Consider the following 16,401-nt stretch of genomic DNA (forward strand, 5'->3'; position numbering starts at 1 on the left):
CGGGATCGACGGGCGTGGCACCGCGCGGGCGGCTGGGGGCGACGGCGCGCCTCAGCGCAGCGCGGCCAGTGCGGCCGGCAGGCGTGCGCGCAGCTGGGCCAGCGCCCGGCCGCGGTGGCTGATGCGGTTCTTGAGCGCCGGATCGAGTTCGGCGGCGGACAGGCCGTGTTCGGTGTCCAGGAACACCGGGTCGTAGCCGAAGCCGCCGCCGCCCCGCGGCGCATCGAGGATCAGCCCCGGCCAGACCCCTTCGGCGACCAGCGGCTGCGGGTCTTCGGCATGGCGCAGCAGCACGATCACCGAGTAGAAGTGGGCGGTGCGCCACTGCGGGTTCAGGCCTTCCAGTTCGCGCAGCAGCCGGGCGATGTTGGCCGCGCTGTCCCCGTGCCCGCCGGCATAGCGGGCCGAGTACAGGCCGGGCGCGCCCCCCAGCGCATCCACGCACAGCCCCGAATCGTCCGCCAGCGCGGGCAGGCCGGTGGCGCGGGCGGCATGGCGCGCCTTGAGCAGCGCGTTCTCGACGAACGTCAGCCCGGTTTCCTCCGCGTCGTCCATCCCCAGTTCGGACTGCGGCAGCAGCTGCGCGCCGCTGTCGGCGAGCAGCGCGCGCAGTTCGGCGAGCTTGCCGGCATTGCCGCTGGCCAGGACGAGGCGGGTCATGTCAGTCGCGCCCGGCGGTCATGGCGTCAGGCCTGCGCCAGCGCCGCCTGCTGGGCGGCGAGCAGCTGGCCGATGCCGTGCTCGGCCAGCGCCAGCAGCGCATCGAGCTCGGTGCGGCGGAAGGCATGTCCTTCGGCCGTGCCCTGCAGCTCGATGAAACCGCCGCCGTCGTTCATCACCACGTTCATGTCGGTGTCGCAGGCGCTGTCCTCGGCATAGTCCAGGTCCAGCACCGGCACGCCCTGGTAGATGCCGACCGACACCGCCGCGACCGCGCCGAACACCGGGTCGCGGCCGATCTCGCGCCGCTTCTGCAGCCAGCGGATCGCATCGACCAGGGCGACGTAGGCACCGGTGATGGCGGCGGTCCGGGTGCCGCCGTCGGCCTGAAGCACGTCGCAGTCCAGGGTGATGGTGCGCTCGCCGAGCGCGCCACGGTCGACGCAGGCGCGCAGGGTGCGGCCGATCAGGCGCTGGATCTCCAGGGTGCGCCCGCCCTGCTTGCCGCGCGCCGCCTCGCGGTCGGAACGGGTATGGGTGGAACGTGGCAGCATGCCGTACTCGGCGGTGACCCAGCCCTCGCCCTTGCCGCGCAGGAAGGCCGGGACCCGGTTCTCGACGCTGGCGGTGCACAGCACGCGGGTCTCGCCGAAGCTGACCAGCACCGAGCCCTCGGCATGGCGGGTGAAGCCGCGCTCGATGCGCACCTCGCGCAACTGGTCGGGGGCGCGGCCACTGGGACGGACGACGGTCATGCGATGGGATTCCGTGGGGGAGGGCGGCGGCACGCAATGGGCCGCCGGCGGGCGGCGGCGTGCCGCGAAGGGCCGGCTAGATTAACATTCGCGCCTTGCCACCGGCGCCCGCCGCCCAGGAATACGCATGATCCGTAGCATGACCGCCTTCGCCAGCGGCGAACGCGGCACTCCGTGGGGCCTGCTGGGTTGCGAGCTGCGCTCGGTCAACCACCGCTTCCTCGAGACCGGCCTGCGCCTGGCCGACGAGTTGCGCGCACTCGAGCCGGTGCTGCGCGAGCGGGTGGCGGCCAGGGTCCAGCGCGGCAAGCTCGACCTGGTCGTGCGCCTGCGCGCGCCGGAGTCGGCGGTATCGCTGGCGGTGAACGAAGCGCTGCTGGACCAGCTGGGCGCGCTGGCGCAGCGACTGGATGCGAAGTTCCCGCAGCTTCGGGTGGAGTTCACCGACCTGCTGCAACTGCCGGGCGTGCTGCAGGTCGCCGCCGCCGATGGCGAGGCGCTGCAGGCGCAGGCACTGGAGCTGCTCGACGAGGTGCTGGGCGAGTTCGTCGCCGCGCGCGAGCGCGAGGGCGCCAAGCTGGCCGCGGCCATTTCCGAGCGCGTGGACGCGATCGAGCGCATCGCCGGGCAGGTGCGCGAACTGATCCCGGCGATCCGCGACGGCCAGCGCGCCAAGCTGGCCGCGCGCCTGGCCGACCTGCCGCACCCGGTCGACCCCGGCCGCGCCGAGCAGGAGCTGGTGCTGTGGCTGCAGAAGCTGGACGTGGACGAGGAACTCGACCGCCTCGACAGCCACATCGTCGAGATCCGCCGCGTGCTGCGCCAGCGCGAGCCGGTGGGCCGGCGCCTGGATTTCCTGCTGCAGGAGTTCAACCGCGAAGCCAACACCCTCGGCTCCAAGTCGGTGGATGCGCGCACCTCGTCCGCCGCGGTCGAGCTCAAGGTGCTGATCGACCAGGTCCGCGAACAGGTACAGAACATCGAATGAGCCAGATGCGAGGCACCCTATTCGTCGTCGCCGCGCCCTCGGGCGCCGGCAAGAGCAGCATCGTCAACGCGGTGCTGGCGCGCGACCCGCAGATCCGCCTGTCGATCTCGTTCACCTCGCGCGCGCCGCGCCCGGGCGAACGCCACGCGCAGCATTACCATTTCGTTTCGGCCGACGAGTTCCAGTCGATGATCGACGCCGGCGACTTCTTCGAGTACGCCCGCGTGCATGGCGACTGGAAGGGCACCGCCCGGCAGTCGGTGGAGCCGCAGCTGGCCGCCGGCCACGACGTGTTGCTGGAAATCGACTGGCAGGGCGCGGCGCAGGTGCGCGCCAAGGTGCCGGATGCGGTCAGCGTGTTCATCCTGCCGCCGTCGCGGCAGGCGCTGGAACAGCGCATGCGCCACCGCGGCCAGGACAGCGAGGCGGTCATCGCGCAGCGGCTGGCGGCCGCGCGCGAGGAGATGTCGCACTACGGCGAATTCGATTACGTGATCGTCAACGAGGTCTTCGACACCGCGGTGGACGAGATGTGCGCGGTATTCGTCGCCAGCCGGCTGCGCCAGGCGCAGCAGCAGGCCCGCCATGGCGCGCTGATCGGCGCCCTGCTCGCGGAATAGCCCACTGCAGCCGGGCGGTGTCCGGCGCCACGCGCCCGGGGTCGCCTAACTGTTTGATCGAAAAGGGCTGTTCAGCCTCCGCGCTTGCCCTTGCAGGCGCGGCGGGCGTACACTCCGCGCCCGATCCCCCTTTCACGAGCGGCGACCGCAGTCGCCTGGAACTCCTATGGCCCGTATCACCGTCGAAGATTGCCTGGAAGTGGTCAACAACCGCTTCGAACTGGTCATGATGGCCTCCAAGCGCGCCCGCCAGCTGGCCAACGGCGTGCCGGCCACCCTGGACAACAGCGAGAGCGAGGACAAGCCGACCGTGCTGGCCCTGCGCGAAATCGCCGCCCGCACCATCGACAACGCCCTGATCGACGAAGTCGAGAAGGCCGAGCGCGAGCGCGCCGAGCGCGAGGCGCTGGAGTGGGCCGCGGCCGAAGTGGTGGCCGACGACGACCTGTCCAAGGGCGACGACTGAGCCCGGCGCGGGGCGCTGCCCCGCCCAGGCAGTCCTACGACGGCCCGCCATCGCGCGGGCCGTTCGCGTTTTCCGGGGAGGTGCCGCGCCTGACGGTCCCTCCACGACCCCGCGGTAAGCTGCGGCGGTGAAGTTTCCCATCGCGTCCTGAGCGTGGACCCGCGCCGCCCTGCGTCGACGCCGCGGCCCGGCCGGCATCCCCGCTGGCGCTGGCCGCTGCTGGGAGTCGTGGTGCTCGGGGCGCTGCTGCTCGCGCTGCGCCAACCGCTGGCCGACCGGCTATGGCCGCAGGCGCGGATCGACCGGCTGCTTGCGGAGGGTGACCAGGCCCTGTCGGAAGGGCGGCTCGACCAGGCCGATGGCGGCGGGGCGCGCCAGAAATACGAAGCGGCCCAGGCCCTCGACAGCGACCGCGGCGAGGCCCGCGCCGGGCTTGCGCGGGTCGGACGCCAGGCGCTCGCGCGCGCCGATGCCGCGATCGCGGCGGGTCGTCCGGTCGAGGCCGGGCGCTGGCTGGCGCTGGCGGCCGAGCTGCAGGTGCCGCGCGCGCAGCGCGACGCGGTGGCCCGGCGCCTGCGTGAGGTCGAGCTGGCCGATGTCGATCCGGCCGCGCTGGGCAAGCGGGCCGCGGCCGCGCTCGCCGCACGCGATCCCGAGCGCGCGCTGCCGCTGTACGCGCGATGGCTGGCGGCCGTGCCCGGCGACGCGGTGGCCCTGGAGGGCCGGGAAGACGCCTTGTCGCTGCTGCTCGAACGGGTGCCGGTGGCATTGCAGGCGGGCGACCTCGCCGCCGCCGCGCACTGGCTGGCGACGGCCCGGCGGCACGATCCGGGCCACGTCGAACTGCCCGACCTGCAGGCGGCCTATGCGCAGGCCCTGTCGGACCAGGTCCGGGACGCGCAACGGTCGCTGGCCCGCGGCGAGGCGGACGCCGCGGGCGCGCGGTTCGTGCTGTTGCGCGCCGTCGCGCCGGAGGACCCGGCCGTTGCCGAGGGCGCCCGCCGGACCGCGTCGGTCCTGGCAGGCGACGCGCGCCGGCTGGCCGCCGACTTCCGCTTCGAGGCGGCCGGTCGTGCGCTGGACCTGGCGCGCCGGCTTGCGCCGGACCTGGCCGAGGTCGCGGCGGCGACGCGCGACCTCGAGCGGGCGCGGGCCGCCGAGTCGCGCCTGCATCCGGCCACGGCGGGCGGGCGTGGCGGAGCATTGGCCCTGCGTGCCGCGCTGGCCGCCTTCGAGGAATCCCTCGCCGCCGGCGACCTCATCGAGCCGCCCGGCACCAGCGCCTATGACCGCCTGCGCGCTGCGCAGGCGATCTCGCCGCAGGATCCGCGCGTGCACGCCGCTTCGCGGCGGATGCAGGCGGCGGCCGCGGCCTGCGTCGAGGACGGCCTGCGCGGCAACCGCCTGCGCTCCGCGCAGGAGTGCCACGACGCGTGGCGCTCGCTGGCGCCGGCGGACCGGGCGCTGGCCCCGGCCGGAGCACGCCTGGCGCAGCGCTGGCTGGCGGTGGGCGAGGAGCGGCTGCGGGCGGGCGAACTCGACGCGGCATCGCGCGCGCTGGGGTCGGCGCGGCGGATCGATCCGCGCACCCAGGGGCTGGACGAGCTGGAGCGCCGGCTGTCGCGCGCACGCGCCGGCGCCCCCTGATCGGCGCGATCAGTCGAAGAACACGCGGCGCACGGTCGCGGCGGCCGCTTCCAGCGAAAAGTGGCGCGCGACGTTGTCCAGGCCGGCGTCGGCCTGCCGCTGCCAGCGCTCGCGATCCTGGTAGAGCGCCACGACCGCGTCGGCGAAGGCGGCCGCGTCATCGGCGACCGCCACGTCGACGCCGTCCTCCAGGTGCATGCCTTCCACCGCGCAGGACGTGGCCACCACCGGCTGGCCGTGGGCCATGCTCAGGTTGACCTTGCCCTTGACCCCCGCGCCGAACCGCAGCGGGGCGACCGCGATGCGGCTGCCGTCCATGTACGGGCCCAGGTCGGGGACATGGCCGTGCACGACGATGCCCGGCTCGGCGGCCAGCGCCAGGACGGCGGGCGGCGGATCGGCGCCTATGCAGTGGAAGCGGACCTGCGGCAGGCGCTGGCGGATGCGCGGGAACACCTCGCGCGCGAACCAGAGCACGGCATCGGCGTTGGGCGGATGGCGGAAGCCGCCCACGAACACCAGGTCGACCCGCTCGTCGAAACCCGCGCCGCGCCCGGCGACCTCGTGCAGGTTGGACAGCAGCTCCACCCGCGCCGACGGCGCATCGACGGCCAGCTGCGCCCGTTCCTCCGCGCTGACCACCAGGGTCACGTCGGCGGCGGCCATCGCCGCCAGTTCGCGCTGGCGCGTGGCCGCTGCCGCGCGCAGCGCCGCGGCGTCGGCGGCCAGCTCGGCGCCGCGCCGCTCGCGCAGGTAGTGCAGGTCGACCGTGTCGAACACCAGCCGCGCCCCCGGGGCGTGCCGGCGCAGCAGCGGCAGGAACGCGGTGGCGAGGTGGTGGCGCGTCAGCACGATCACGTCGAAACGCCGCGCGTGCGTGCGCAGCCAGGCCGGTGCCGAACGCGCGAACGGCGCGTACCAGGTTTCCACGCCGATCCGCTGCAGCGCCTCGGTCGCCGCGCCGGCATGGGCCAGCCGGGTGGGCAGGAAGGCCACGTGCGCGCCTTCGGCGAGCAGCATGCGCAGCAGGTTGAACTGGCGCAGCGAGGCGGAGTCGCGGTCGGGGCGCGGCACCGCCTCGTCGAGCACGAGCACGCGCCGCTGGCGCGCGTGCAGGAGCGCGGGACCGGGCACCGTGCCCGGCGCGGGACGACCACGCAGCGCCCCGGACCACTTGTCGGCGAACACGTGGCGGTTGCGGGCCTGGTAGGCCTTCACCCCGCTGCCGGTGTCGGTGCCCGCGGTGGTGCCCTCGTCGTGCAGCACGCGCGCGGCCGGCTGGACCCAGGTCCGTTTACCGGCGGCGCGCACCGCGAAGGCCAGGTCGGTGTCCTCGTAGTACGCGGGGGCGTAGCGCGGGTCGAAGCCGCCGAGCGATTCGAACAGCGCGCGCGGAACGGCCAGGGCCGCGCCGGAGCCGTAGTCGGTTTCGCGCAGGTAGGCGTACCGGGGATCGTCGGCGGCTTCGAAGCGGCCGTAGCTCCACGCGGTGCCGTCGGCGAACACGACGCCGCCGGACTCCTGCAGGCGTCCGTCCGGATAGAGCAGCTGGGCCACGGCCAGGCCGGCGTCGGGCCGGGCGGCCAGGGTGTCCAGCAGCGCGTCCAGCCACCCCGGCTGCGGGATCGTGTCGTTGTTGAGGAACACCACGAACGCACCACGGGCCAGCGCGGCGCCGTCGTTGCAGGCGGCGATGAAGCCGCCGTTGGCTGCACGCCGGTGGTAGCGCAGGCCCTCGACCTGCGGCATCCATTCGGCGGTGGCGTCGCGGCTGCCGTCGTCGACCACGATCACCTCGCACGCGCTTTCCGGCGGGTGGGCGGCCAGCGCCCGCAGGCACGCCAGCGTCGCGTCCACGTGGTTGTAGACCGGGATGACGATGCTGGCGCGCGGCGCGGTGCCCGCGGGCGCCGCAGGCACGGCGAAGGGCGCGAACGGCCCCGCGTCCGGCCGGTACAGCGGGATCCGCGGCGGCGGCGGGGGTGGGCGCAGCTGCACCAGCGTCCGTTCCCACGTCGCCCGCCAGCCGCGGCTGCGCAGGCTGGACAGCCCGCGGCGCAGCAGGCCGCGCATGTGCGCCAGCCAGTAACGGACGTCGGCCAGCGGCGTGGAAGGCATCCCGGTTCGCAACTCCGACTGAAGGAAGGTGAACGGCCGCCGCGGCGCCCCGGGGAGGCTGCGCTAGACTCGGCCGACTTCGGCATTCTCGCATCCCCGTGCCCCGACGCCACGAACCGGACGACATCGACGACCTCGAGGACGACGACGGCACCGCCACGCCGGCCTGGCGCAGGCACCTGCTGACCGCGGTACTGGCGGCGGCCGCGCTCGCGGCCGGGTTCCTGATCCCCTACATGCTGTACCTGAACCACCAGGTCAGCGAGCGCTTCGCCGCGTTGCAGTGGCAGATCCCGACCCGCGTGTACGCGCGTCCGCTGCAGCTGCGCCCGCAGCTGGCGATGGATGCGCGCACGCTGAAGACCGAACTGGACGCGGCCGGCTACCAGGACGACGGCGCCGGCGAGCGCCCCGGCAGCTACAAGGCCGAGGGCGGCCGCTTCACGATCTCCAGCCGGGGCTATTCCGACGTCGACGGCCAGGTGCCGGCGCGGCGGCTCGAGGTCACCCTGTCGGGCGGCCGCGTGGCCGGGCTGCGCGAAGCAGGCACGCGCAAGGCGGTCAAGGCCGCGCGGCTGGATCCGGCGCGCATCGCCACGCTCTACGGCCAGCGCCAGGAGGAACGGCGGCTGGTGCGGATCGACGAGGTGCCCGAACTGCTGGTCACCGGCCTGCAGGCGGTGGAGGACCGCGACTTCGCCCACCACCACGGCATCGACCTGTCGGGCATGGCCCGCGCGGTCTGGGTCAACCTGCTGGCGGGCGAGAAGCGCCAGGGCGCCAGCACCCTGACCCAGCAGCTGGCGCGCAGCGGCCTGCTCGGGATCGGCAAGGAGCAGACCTACACGCGCAAGTTCAACGAGATCCTGTACGCGATCATCCTCGAGGCGCGCTACGACAAGCGCACGATCCTGGAGACCTACCTCAACCAGGTCTACCTCGGCCAGCGCGGCGGCCAGGCGATCCATGGCGTGGCCTCGGGCGCGGAATTCTGGTTCGGGCGCGAACTGGGGAACCTGACCACCGAGCAGATGGCGCTGCTGATCGGCCTGGTGAAGGGCCCGTCCTACTACGACCCGCGCCGGCACCCGGAACGCGCGCTGGAGCGGCGCAACATCGCGCTGTCGATGCTGCACGACACCGGCCTGCTCGAGGATGCCGAATACGAGCGCGCGCGCAAGGCGCCGCTGGGCGTGACCGCGCAGCCCGGCGTGGCCGCGGCCAACCGCTTCCCCGCCTACATCGACCTGGTCCGCCGGCAGCTGGCCAACGACTATCCGGAAAGCGCCCTGCAGGGCGCGGGCCTCACCGTGCTGACCGGCATGTCCCCGGCGGCGCAGGCCTATGCCGAAGGCGCGGTGACGCGCGCGGCCGAAGCGCTGCAGACCGGCAAGCGCCCGCCGCTGCAGGCCGGCGTGGTGGTGACCGACGTGCACGCCGGCGACGTGCTGGCCGTGGTCGGCGGCCGCGACGCGGCCACCCACGGCTTCAACCGCGCGGTGGAGGCCAGGCGCCCGGTCGGCTCGCTGCTCAAGCCCTACGTGTACCTGCTGGCGCTGGCCCAGCCGCAGCGCTTCTCGCTGGCGAGCTTCGTCGAGGACACGCCGGTCACGGTGCAGCTGGCGCGTGGCAAGACCTGGTCGCCGGACAATTCCGACAACACCAGCCACGGCACGGTGCGGGTGGTCGATGCGCTGGCCCGGTCGTACAACCAGGCCACGGTGCGGATCGGCATGCAGGTCGGCCCGGAGCGGCTCGCGCAGCTGGTGAAGGTGCTGGCCGGGATCGAGGCCGAACCGAACCCGTCGCTGATCCTGGGCGCGACCGACCAGAGCCCGTACGCGATGGCGCAGCTCTACCAGTTCCTCGCCTCGGGCGGCGAGATCCAGCCGCTGCGCGCGGTGCGCGGCGTGCTCGACCCGCAGGGCAAGCTGCTCAAGCGCTACGACACCGAGCCGGCGCCGGCGCAGGAGGGCGATTCGATCGCCGCCAACCTGGTGACCGTGGCCCTGCAGCAGGCGGTCAGCGACGGCACCGGCCGCCGCCTGCTCGCCGATGGCCTCGGCAGGCTGTCGCCGGCGGGCAAGACCGGCACCAGCAACGACGGCCGCGACAGCTGGTTCGCCGGCTACACCGGCGACCACCTGGCGGTGGTGTGGATGGGCAACGACCAGAACGAACAGACCGGCCTGTACGGCGCCACCGGCGCGATGCGGGTCTGGTCCGGGCTGTTCACGCGGCTGCCGAGCGCGCCGCTGCGCGTTTCCGGCAAGGGCCTGGACTGGCAGTGGGTGCTGCCGCAGGGCACGTCGGTCACCGATGCCGACTGCCCGGGTGCCCGCCGGTTCGCGTTCGTGGCCGGGGCCGCGCCGGCCTATGCGCCCTGCGCGCCCGCCTACCCGGACCCCGTCGAAGGCGGTGGCGAGGACGGTGGCGGCTTCTGGAGCCGGCTGTTCGGTCGCGACAGGCCCGCCGATCCGCCGCCGGCCGAACCTGCACAGCCGGCGACGCCGCCTGCGCCATAATGGCGGCCATGAAATTCCCCACGCATTCCGTCGCCGCGGCCGCACTGTGCCTGTTGCTCGCCGCCTGCGGCCCTGCCGTGCAGCCGGCTGCGCCGGCGCCCGGACCGAGCGCGCAGGAGCGCCTGGCCGCCGTGCACGCGGCCGCCGGCGCGGACGACACCGAGCTGGACGTGCAGCCGCTGCGTGACCCGCAGGTCGAGGACCTGCGCGCGAAGGCCGCGCGCGCACTGGCCGCCAACGATGCCGCCACCGCCGCCGACGCGCTCAACCAGGCGCTGCTGATCGTCCCCGACGACCCGGCGGTGCTGCAGGAGCGCGCCGAGGTGGCGCTGCTGCAGGGCCAGTACGACCGCGCCGAAACGCTGTCGCGCAAGGCCTACGACGTCGGCTCCAGGGTCGGTCCGCTGTGCCGCCGGCACTGGGCCACGATCGAGCAGGCCCGGCTGGCGCGCGGGCAGGCCGAGAACGCGGCCTCGGCCCAGGTGCAGATCGCCGGCTGCACGGTTCCGGGCCTGAAGCGCATGTAGCCCGCCGCGGCACGCATCCCCGCGGATGCGATGCCGCGCCGCTGCTCCGCGCCGCGTCCCATGTCACGCCTTGCCCATGCCAGCCGCGAAGCGCTCAGCGACGGCGGCGCGCTTGCCGGGCGCGTGGAGGGGTTCGTCGCCCGTCCCGCGCAGCAGCGCCTGACCGCGGCGGTGGCCGAGGCGATCGACCAGCGCGAAGTGCTGCTGGCCGAAGCCGGCACCGGCACCGGCAAGACCTATGCGTACCTGGTGCCGGCGCTGCTGTCGGGCCTGAAGACCATCGTCTCCACCGGCACCCGCGCGCTGCAGGACCAGCTCTACCACCGCGACCTGCCCCGGGTACGGGAGGCGCTGGGCGTCGGCCTGCGCAGCGCGCTGCTCAAGGGCCGCGCCAACTACCTGTGCCTGTACCGGATGAACCAGGCCAAGGGCGACGCGCGTTTCTCCAGCCCCGAGCAGGCCACCCAGTTCCAGCGCATCGTCGCCTGGGGCGGGCGCACCCGCTTCGGCGACATGGCCGAGCTGGAAGGCCTGCCCGACGACTCGCCGCTGCTGCCGCTGGTCACCTCCACGGTCGACAACTGCCTGGGCAGCGAATGCCCGTTCTACGAGGAGTGCTTCGTCGTGCAGGCGCGCCAGCGCGCGCAGGCCGCCGACCTGGTCGTGGTCAACCACCACCTGCTGCTGGCCGACCTGGCGCTCAAGCAGGAGGGGTTCGGCGAGATCCTGCCGGGCGCGCAGGCGTTCGTGATCGACGAAGCGCACCAGTTGCCGGAGCTGGCCGCGAGTTTCTTCGGCGAAGGCTTCGGCGGCCGCCAGCTGCAGGAGCTGGGCCGCGACTGCCTGGCCGAGTGCAAGCAGACCACCGGTGCGCTGGCGGTCCTGCAGGTCCCGGTGCGCGCGCTGGAGCAGGCGCTGCGCGAACTGCGCGCGTCGATGGAAGCGCTGCCGCCGCGCGGCACGCGTTACCGCGCGCTGACCCTGCCGGCGGTGGCCGACGGTTTCGACGTCCTGGCCGACGCGCTGGCCACGCTCGAGGAAGCGATGGCGCCGCTGGCCACCACCTCGCCGGGTTTCGATGCCTGCGTGGCCCGCGCTCGCGACCTGCGCGAGCGGCTCGAGCGCTGGCGCGATGGCGGCGCGGCCTCCGACGCGTTCGAGGGCGACGAAGCGGCGGCGCTGGTCGATGCGGTCGCCGGCGAAGCGGGCGCGGATGCCGAAGGCTCGCTGGATCGCGCGCGGCTGGCTGCGGCGGCCGCCAAGGGCGGCGAGGTCTACTGGTACGAACTGAGCGCGCGCGGCTTCCGCTGCCAGCGCACGCCGCTGGACGTGTCGGCGCCGTTGCGCGCGCACCGCGAGCGCTCGCACGCGGCCTGGATCTTCACGTCGGCGACGCTGGCCGTCGGCGGCGGCTTCACCCACGTCGGCCGCAAGCTCGGCCTGTTCGACCCGGACACGCTGCTCGAGCCGAGTCCGTTCGACTGGCCGCGGCAGGCGCTGTGCTACCTGCCGCGCAACCTTCCCGAACCGAACGTGCGGACCTTCGGCGCGGCCATGCTCGAAGCGGTGCGCCCGGTGCTCGAAGCGTCCAATGGCCGCGCGTTCCTGCTGTTCGCCTCCCACCGCGCGCTGCGCGAGGCGGCCGAGGGCCTGCGCGGCGCGCCATGGCCGCTGTTCGTGCAGGGCGAGTCGCCCAAGGCCGAGCTGCTGCGCCGCTTCCGCGAATCGGGCAACGGCGTGCTGTTGGGCTCGGCGACGTTCCGCGAGGGCGTGGACGTGGCCGGCGACGCGCTGAGCGTGGTGGTGATCGACAAGCTGCCGTTCGCCGCGCCGGACGATCCGGTGTTCGAGGCGCGGCTGGACGCGGTGCGCCGCCGCGGCGGCAACCCGTTCCGCGACGAGCAGCTGCCGCAGGCGGTGATCGCGCTCAAGCAGGGCGTGGGCCGGCTGATCCGCACCGAGTCCGACCGCGGCGTGCTGGTGCTGTGCGACCCGCGCCTGACCGGCAAGCCCTACGGCCGGGTGTTCATGGAGTCGCTGCCCGCGTTCACCGTGACCCGGCGGATCGAGGACGTGCAGGCGTTCTTCGCCGGGGGATGAGCGCGGCGCGCGCCATCGTTTACCCTGCGCGCCTGCCTGCCGGAATCCGTTCCCGATGAAGCTGCTCGCCTTCGAAACCGCCACCGAGGCCTGTTCCGTCGCGCTGTACGTGGACGGCGACGTGCGCGAGCGCTTCGAGGTCGCGCCGCGCCGGCATGCCGAGCTGGCACTGCCGTGGGCCGATGCGCTGCTCGCCGAAGCCGGCGTGGCCCGCGCGCAGCTGGATGCGGTCGCGGTCGGCCGCGGCCCGGGCGCGTTCACGGGAGTGCGCCTGGCGATCGCGCTGGCGCAGGGGATCGCGCTGGCGCTGGACCGGCCGGTGGTGCCGGTGTCCACGCTCGAGGTGCTGGCCGCCGGTGCGCCCGCCGACGGGCCGACACGCATCCTGGCGGCGATCGATGCGCGGATGGGCGAGGTCTACGCCGGCGCCTTCCGCCGCGAGGCCGGGACGCTGGTGGCACTGGATGCCGAACGCGTGCGCGCGCCCGACGCGGTGTTCTTCCCGGCGGGCCAGCCCGGCGACTGGCAGGGCGTGGGCACCGGGTTCGCGGCCGCCGAAGGCCTGCTCGCCCGGCAGCTGGCGGCGGCGCTGGTCCGCGTCGACGCGGCGGCGCTGCCCCGCGCCGGCGTGCTCGCCGGACTGGCCGCGGCGGCCTTCGCCCGCGGCGAGGTCTCCGCGCCCGAACGGGTGGAGCCGGCGTACCTGCGCGACAACGTCGCCCTCACCCTGGCCGAGCAGCAGGCGCTGCGCGCGACGAAGTAGCGGCGGCGGTGGATCGCACCGCCTATGCGGCACTGCTCGCCCAGGCCCGTCGCCTGTCGCGCAACGCGGCCGAAGCGGCCGACCTGGTCCAGGAGACGCTGCGGGTGGCGGTGGAGCAGGGACGCACCGACCCGCGTGCCGACGGCGCCTGGCTGGCCGGGGTGATGCGTCGCCAGGCGGCGCTGCGCGCGCGGACCGAGATGCGGCGGCGCCGCCGCGAGGCGGACTGGGCCGGCACCCGCCGCGACCGGGCCATGCCCGAGGAACCCGGATTGCCCCCGCAGCGCATCCTGCAGGCGCTCCCGCCGGCGTCGCGCCGGCTGGCGGTGCTGGTGCTGCATGGCCTGGATGCCGGCGAGGTCCGCTGGATCCTGCGGCTGGACCCGGCTTCGCTGCGCCAGCGGATCGTGCGCCTGCGACGCGCCCTGCAAGGGCTGGACGCCGACGCCCGCCACGCCGTGTCCGCGGCGGCCTCCCGTGCCCCCGTGCGCGCGGCGGACCTGGCGTTCGGCCCCTTGCGGCGTGCGCTCAAGGCCGCCTTGCGCGGGCAGGCCCTGGGCACCCACGATCCGGACGGGCACCTGATCGTCGTCCGCGGCGGTCACGCCTGAGCCTGCGGCGGCAACGGGATGGATGCACCGGCGAAGCGCCGGGCCCCGCCGGCGGCGCCGGTGGTCCATTCCCGACAGGAGCCTCCCATGCTTTCAGGCTGCACCCTCGACACCGTCGTCTTCTTCGTCTCGCGCCTCGCACGCAGCGTGGCCTTCTACCGCGACACCCTCGGCCTGGCGGTGGCACCGGTCGAGGACGGGCATGAAGGGCCGTATGCCACCGCCCGCGCAGGTGCGGTGACGCTGGTCTTCATCGAGCGCGCGGCGCGCGCCGGCGAAAGCCCGGTCTGCGTCTTCACCCTGCCGGGCGGGATCGACGACTGCGCCGAGGCGCTGGCTGCGAAGGGCGTGGAAATCGTGGTGCCGGTGAGCGAGGCCCCCGATGGCGGGCTCACCCTCGATTTCCTCGATCCGGACGGCAACCTGCTCAGCCTCTACCAGCCGGCGGATGCGCCACGCAGGCGCTGAGCCGCCACCCTGCGCGGGCCTGCGGCGCGCGCGCAGGGTGGTTTCCGGGCATCGCGGCCGTGGCCCGGGGCCGATGTGGCAAAATCCCCGGTCCATCGCCGTCCGACCCCCGCCATGCCGCTTTCCCCCGTCCCGCCCCCGACGACCCGTGCCGGCCTGGCCGCGCACGCCGCCGCAGGGGCCTGACCCGTGGCCGACGAGACCGGGCACCTGCCGCGCCGCCCCGACCGCATCCTAAAGGCCACGATCTGGTCGCTGCAGGGGCTGCGCGCGGCCTGGCTGCACGAGTCCTCGTTCCGGCTCGAGGTCTACCTGTTCGTGGTCCTCGCCCCGCTGGCCCTGTGGCTGGGGGCCGATGGCGTGGAACGGGCGCTGCTGGTCGGCTCGATGGTGCTGGTGCTGTCGGCCGAGCTGCTGAACTCGGCGGTGGAGGCGGTGATCGAGCGCTATGGCGCCGAGCACCACGAACTCGCCGGCCGGGCCAAGGACATGGGCTCGGCGGCGGTGTTCGTGCTGATGATGAACGTGCTGGCGGTCTGGGCCCTGGTCCTGCTTCCCCGCCTGCTTTGAATGAACCGACCGTAGGAAACGATCCACGATGAACCTCGAATTCCTGGCCGACCCGAACGTCTGGCTGACCCTGGTGACCCTCAGCGCCCTGGAGATCGTCCTGGGCATCGACAACCTGGTGTTCATCTCGATCGCCGTCGGCCGGCTGCCCGAGCACCAGCGCGCCTTCGCGCGCAAGTTCGGCATCGCGGTGGCGTGCATCACCCGCATCGCGCTGCTGGTGTCGCTGGCGTTCCTGGCGCGCATGCAGCACGACCTGTTCACGATCGGCGGGATGGGCTTCTCGGTCCGCGACCTGGTGCTGATCCTGGGCGGCGCGTTCCTGCTGGTGAAGGGCGCGATGGAGATCCGCGAGCTGATCACCGGCGGCCACGACGAGGACCCGCGCACCACCAAGAGCTCGCAGGTGTTCTGGATGGTGATCGTGCAGATCGCGATCATCGACATCGTGTTCTCGCTGGATTCGGTGATCACCGCGGTGGGCATGGCCCAGCACATCCCGGTGATGATCTTCGCGATCCTGCTGGCGGTGGCCATCATGCTGCTGGCGGCCAACCCGCTGGGCCGCTTCATCGACGCCAACCCGACCATCAAGATGCTGGCGCTGGCCTTCATCCTGCTGATCGGCGTGGTCCTGATCCTGGACGGCTTCGAGGTCCACGTGCCGAAGCCGTACATCTACTTCGCCATGGCCTTCTCGGTGCTGGTGGAGACGCTCAACCTGTTCATGCGCCGCAACGCCGCGCGCAGGCACGTGCCGGGCGCCGGCGAGTTCTGAGTCCCGGCCCCGGCATCGCCGGGGCACGCGCCGCATCGCCGGCCCGGCACCGCTTGCGCGGGCTCCGGGCCGGTGCTGCAATGGCCCGGCGCCGGCCATGGCCGGCAGCGCCACCCGGACACAGGAGCCGTGCCATGCAAGGGATTCTCCGCAGGGGAGCCGCCTTCGCGTTCCTCGCCGCTGTCGCCATGCTGCTGTCCGGCTGCGGCTACAACGCGATCCAGCAGAAGGACGAGGCGGTCAAGGCCGGCTGGTCTGAGGTGCTGAACCAGTACCAGCGCCGCGCCGACCTGGTGCCCAACCTGGTCGCGACGGTGAAGGGCTACGCCGCGCACGAGAGCCAGGTGCTGACCGACGTCACCGAGGCGCGCGCGCGCGTCGGCCAGATCCAGGTCAACGCCGACGATCCGGCCTCGCTGCAGCAGTTCCAGGCCGCCCAGGGCGAGCTGTCCTCGGCCCTGTCGCGCCTGCTGGTGGTCAGCGAGAACTATCCAACGCTCAAGGCCGACCAGTCCTTCCGCGACCTGCAGGCGCAGCTGGAAGGCACCGAGAACCGGATCACCGTGGCCCGCGGGCGCTACATCGCCGCGGTGCAGGACTACAACACCTTCATCCGCTCGTTCCCGCAGCTGATCACCGCCAAGATCTTCGGCCATCGCGAGAAGCCGAACTTCAGCGTGGAAAACGAAGCGCAGATCCAGCGCGCGCCCGCGGTCGATTTCGGCACCACGCCGCCGCAGGCGCCCCAGACACCCCCGCCGGCACCGCAGCAGACGCCCCCGCCGCCGGCGCCGGCCAACTGAGC

At 73.7% G+C, this 16,401-nt stretch carries 16 protein-coding genes; 13 read left to right on the plus strand and 3 right to left on the minus strand.

Annotated elements, in window-relative coordinates; all coding sequences use genetic code 11:
- Positions 1-51: 51 nt before the first annotated feature.
- Both rdgB and rph read right to left on the minus strand, forming a co-directional pair.
- The gene (rdgB, locus tag ACA089_RS15620) at positions 52-660 is read right to left on the minus strand and encodes an RdgB/HAM1 family non-canonical purine NTP pyrophosphatase (protein WP_372018630.1); all 609 of its coding nucleotides are present in this window, start codon (positions 658-660) and stop codon (positions 52-54) included.
- Between the two features lie 26 nt (positions 661-686).
- Complete coding sequence (gene rph / locus ACA089_RS15625; RefSeq protein ID WP_372018633.1) at positions 687-1,415, minus strand: ribonuclease PH; 729 nt, start codon at positions 1,413-1,415, stop codon at positions 687-689.
- A gap of 127 nt (positions 1,416-1,542) precedes the next feature.
- Between rph and ACA089_RS15630 the strand changes: the two genes are divergently transcribed.
- The 4 genes from ACA089_RS15630 (at position 1,543) to ACA089_RS15645 (ending at position 5,136) form a co-directional block, all read left to right on the plus strand.
- Positions 1,543-2,403 carry a YicC/YloC family endoribonuclease gene (locus ACA089_RS15630; protein WP_372018636.1) on the plus strand — a complete coding sequence of 287 codons (861 nt, stop codon included), beginning with the start codon at positions 1,543-1,545 and terminating at the stop codon, positions 2,401-2,403.
- A gap of 5 nt (positions 2,404-2,408) precedes the next feature.
- Entirely contained in the window at positions 2,409-3,023 is a 615-nt protein-coding gene (gene gmk / locus ACA089_RS15635; RefSeq protein ID WP_372018983.1) for a guanylate kinase, read from the plus strand.
- A gap of 166 nt (positions 3,024-3,189) precedes the next feature.
- On the plus strand, positions 3,190-3,489 hold the full coding sequence (rpoZ, locus tag ACA089_RS15640) for a DNA-directed RNA polymerase subunit omega (RefSeq protein ID WP_162378582.1): 300 nt from the start codon (positions 3,190-3,192) through the stop codon (positions 3,487-3,489).
- 231 nt (positions 3,490-3,720) lie between these two features.
- On the plus strand, positions 3,721-5,136 hold the full coding sequence (locus tag ACA089_RS15645) for a hypothetical protein (RefSeq protein ID WP_372018639.1): 1,416 nt from the start codon (positions 3,721-3,723) through the stop codon (positions 5,134-5,136).
- A 9-nt stretch (positions 5,137-5,145) separates the two neighbouring features.
- Here ACA089_RS15645 and ACA089_RS15650 read toward each other — a convergent pair whose 3' ends face one another.
- Complete coding sequence (locus ACA089_RS15650; RefSeq protein ID WP_372018642.1) at positions 5,146-7,254, minus strand: glycosyltransferase; 2,109 nt, start codon at positions 7,252-7,254, stop codon at positions 5,146-5,148.
- Between the two features lie 98 nt (positions 7,255-7,352).
- Between ACA089_RS15650 and mrcB the strand changes: the two genes are divergently transcribed.
- The 9 genes from mrcB (at position 7,353) to ACA089_RS15695 (ending at position 16,399) form a co-directional block, all read left to right on the plus strand.
- Positions 7,353-9,779 carry a penicillin-binding protein 1B gene (gene mrcB / locus ACA089_RS15655; protein ID WP_372018644.1) on the plus strand — a complete coding sequence of 809 codons (2,427 nt, stop codon included), beginning with the start codon at positions 7,353-7,355 and terminating at the stop codon, positions 9,777-9,779.
- Between the two features lie 8 nt (positions 9,780-9,787).
- Positions 9,788-10,306 carry a hypothetical protein gene (locus ACA089_RS15660; protein ID WP_372018646.1) on the plus strand — a complete coding sequence of 173 codons (519 nt, stop codon included), beginning with the start codon at positions 9,788-9,790 and terminating at the stop codon, positions 10,304-10,306.
- A gap of 60 nt (positions 10,307-10,366) precedes the next feature.
- Positions 10,367-12,406 carry an ATP-dependent DNA helicase gene (locus ACA089_RS15665; RefSeq protein ID WP_372018648.1) on the plus strand — a complete coding sequence of 680 codons (2,040 nt, stop codon included), beginning with the start codon at positions 10,367-10,369 and terminating at the stop codon, positions 12,404-12,406.
- A 55-nt stretch (positions 12,407-12,461) separates the two neighbouring features.
- On the plus strand, positions 12,462-13,169 hold the full coding sequence (tsaB, locus tag ACA089_RS15670; protein ID WP_372018651.1) for a tRNA (adenosine(37)-N6)-threonylcarbamoyltransferase complex dimerization subunit type 1 TsaB: 708 nt from the start codon (positions 12,462-12,464) through the stop codon (positions 13,167-13,169).
- 8 nt (positions 13,170-13,177) lie between these two features.
- Positions 13,178-13,780: an RNA polymerase sigma factor gene (locus ACA089_RS15675; protein WP_372018654.1), complete on the plus strand. Its 603-nt coding sequence runs from the start codon at positions 13,178-13,180 to the stop codon at positions 13,778-13,780.
- A gap of 87 nt (positions 13,781-13,867) precedes the next feature.
- On the plus strand, positions 13,868-14,248 hold the full coding sequence (locus ACA089_RS15680) for a VOC family protein (protein ID WP_372018657.1): 381 nt from the start codon (positions 13,868-13,870) through the stop codon (positions 14,246-14,248).
- 189 nt (positions 14,249-14,437) lie between these two features.
- Positions 14,438-14,818: a diacylglycerol kinase gene (locus tag ACA089_RS15685; RefSeq protein WP_372018659.1), complete on the plus strand. Its 381-nt coding sequence runs from the start codon at positions 14,438-14,440 to the stop codon at positions 14,816-14,818.
- A 28-nt stretch (positions 14,819-14,846) separates the two neighbouring features.
- Positions 14,847-15,596, plus strand: coding sequence for a TerC family protein (locus ACA089_RS15690; RefSeq protein WP_372018661.1), 750 nt, complete (start codon positions 14,847-14,849; stop codon positions 15,594-15,596).
- Positions 15,597-15,730: 134 nt separating this feature from the next.
- On the plus strand, positions 15,731-16,399 hold the full coding sequence (locus ACA089_RS15695; protein ID WP_372018663.1) for a LemA family protein: 669 nt from the start codon (positions 15,731-15,733) through the stop codon (positions 16,397-16,399).
- Positions 16,400-16,401: the final 2 nt, after the last annotated feature.

This window comes from Pseudoxanthomonas fibrivorans, assembly GCF_041464125.1.
Lineage (GTDB): Bacteria > Pseudomonadota > Gammaproteobacteria > Xanthomonadales > Xanthomonadaceae > Pseudoxanthomonas.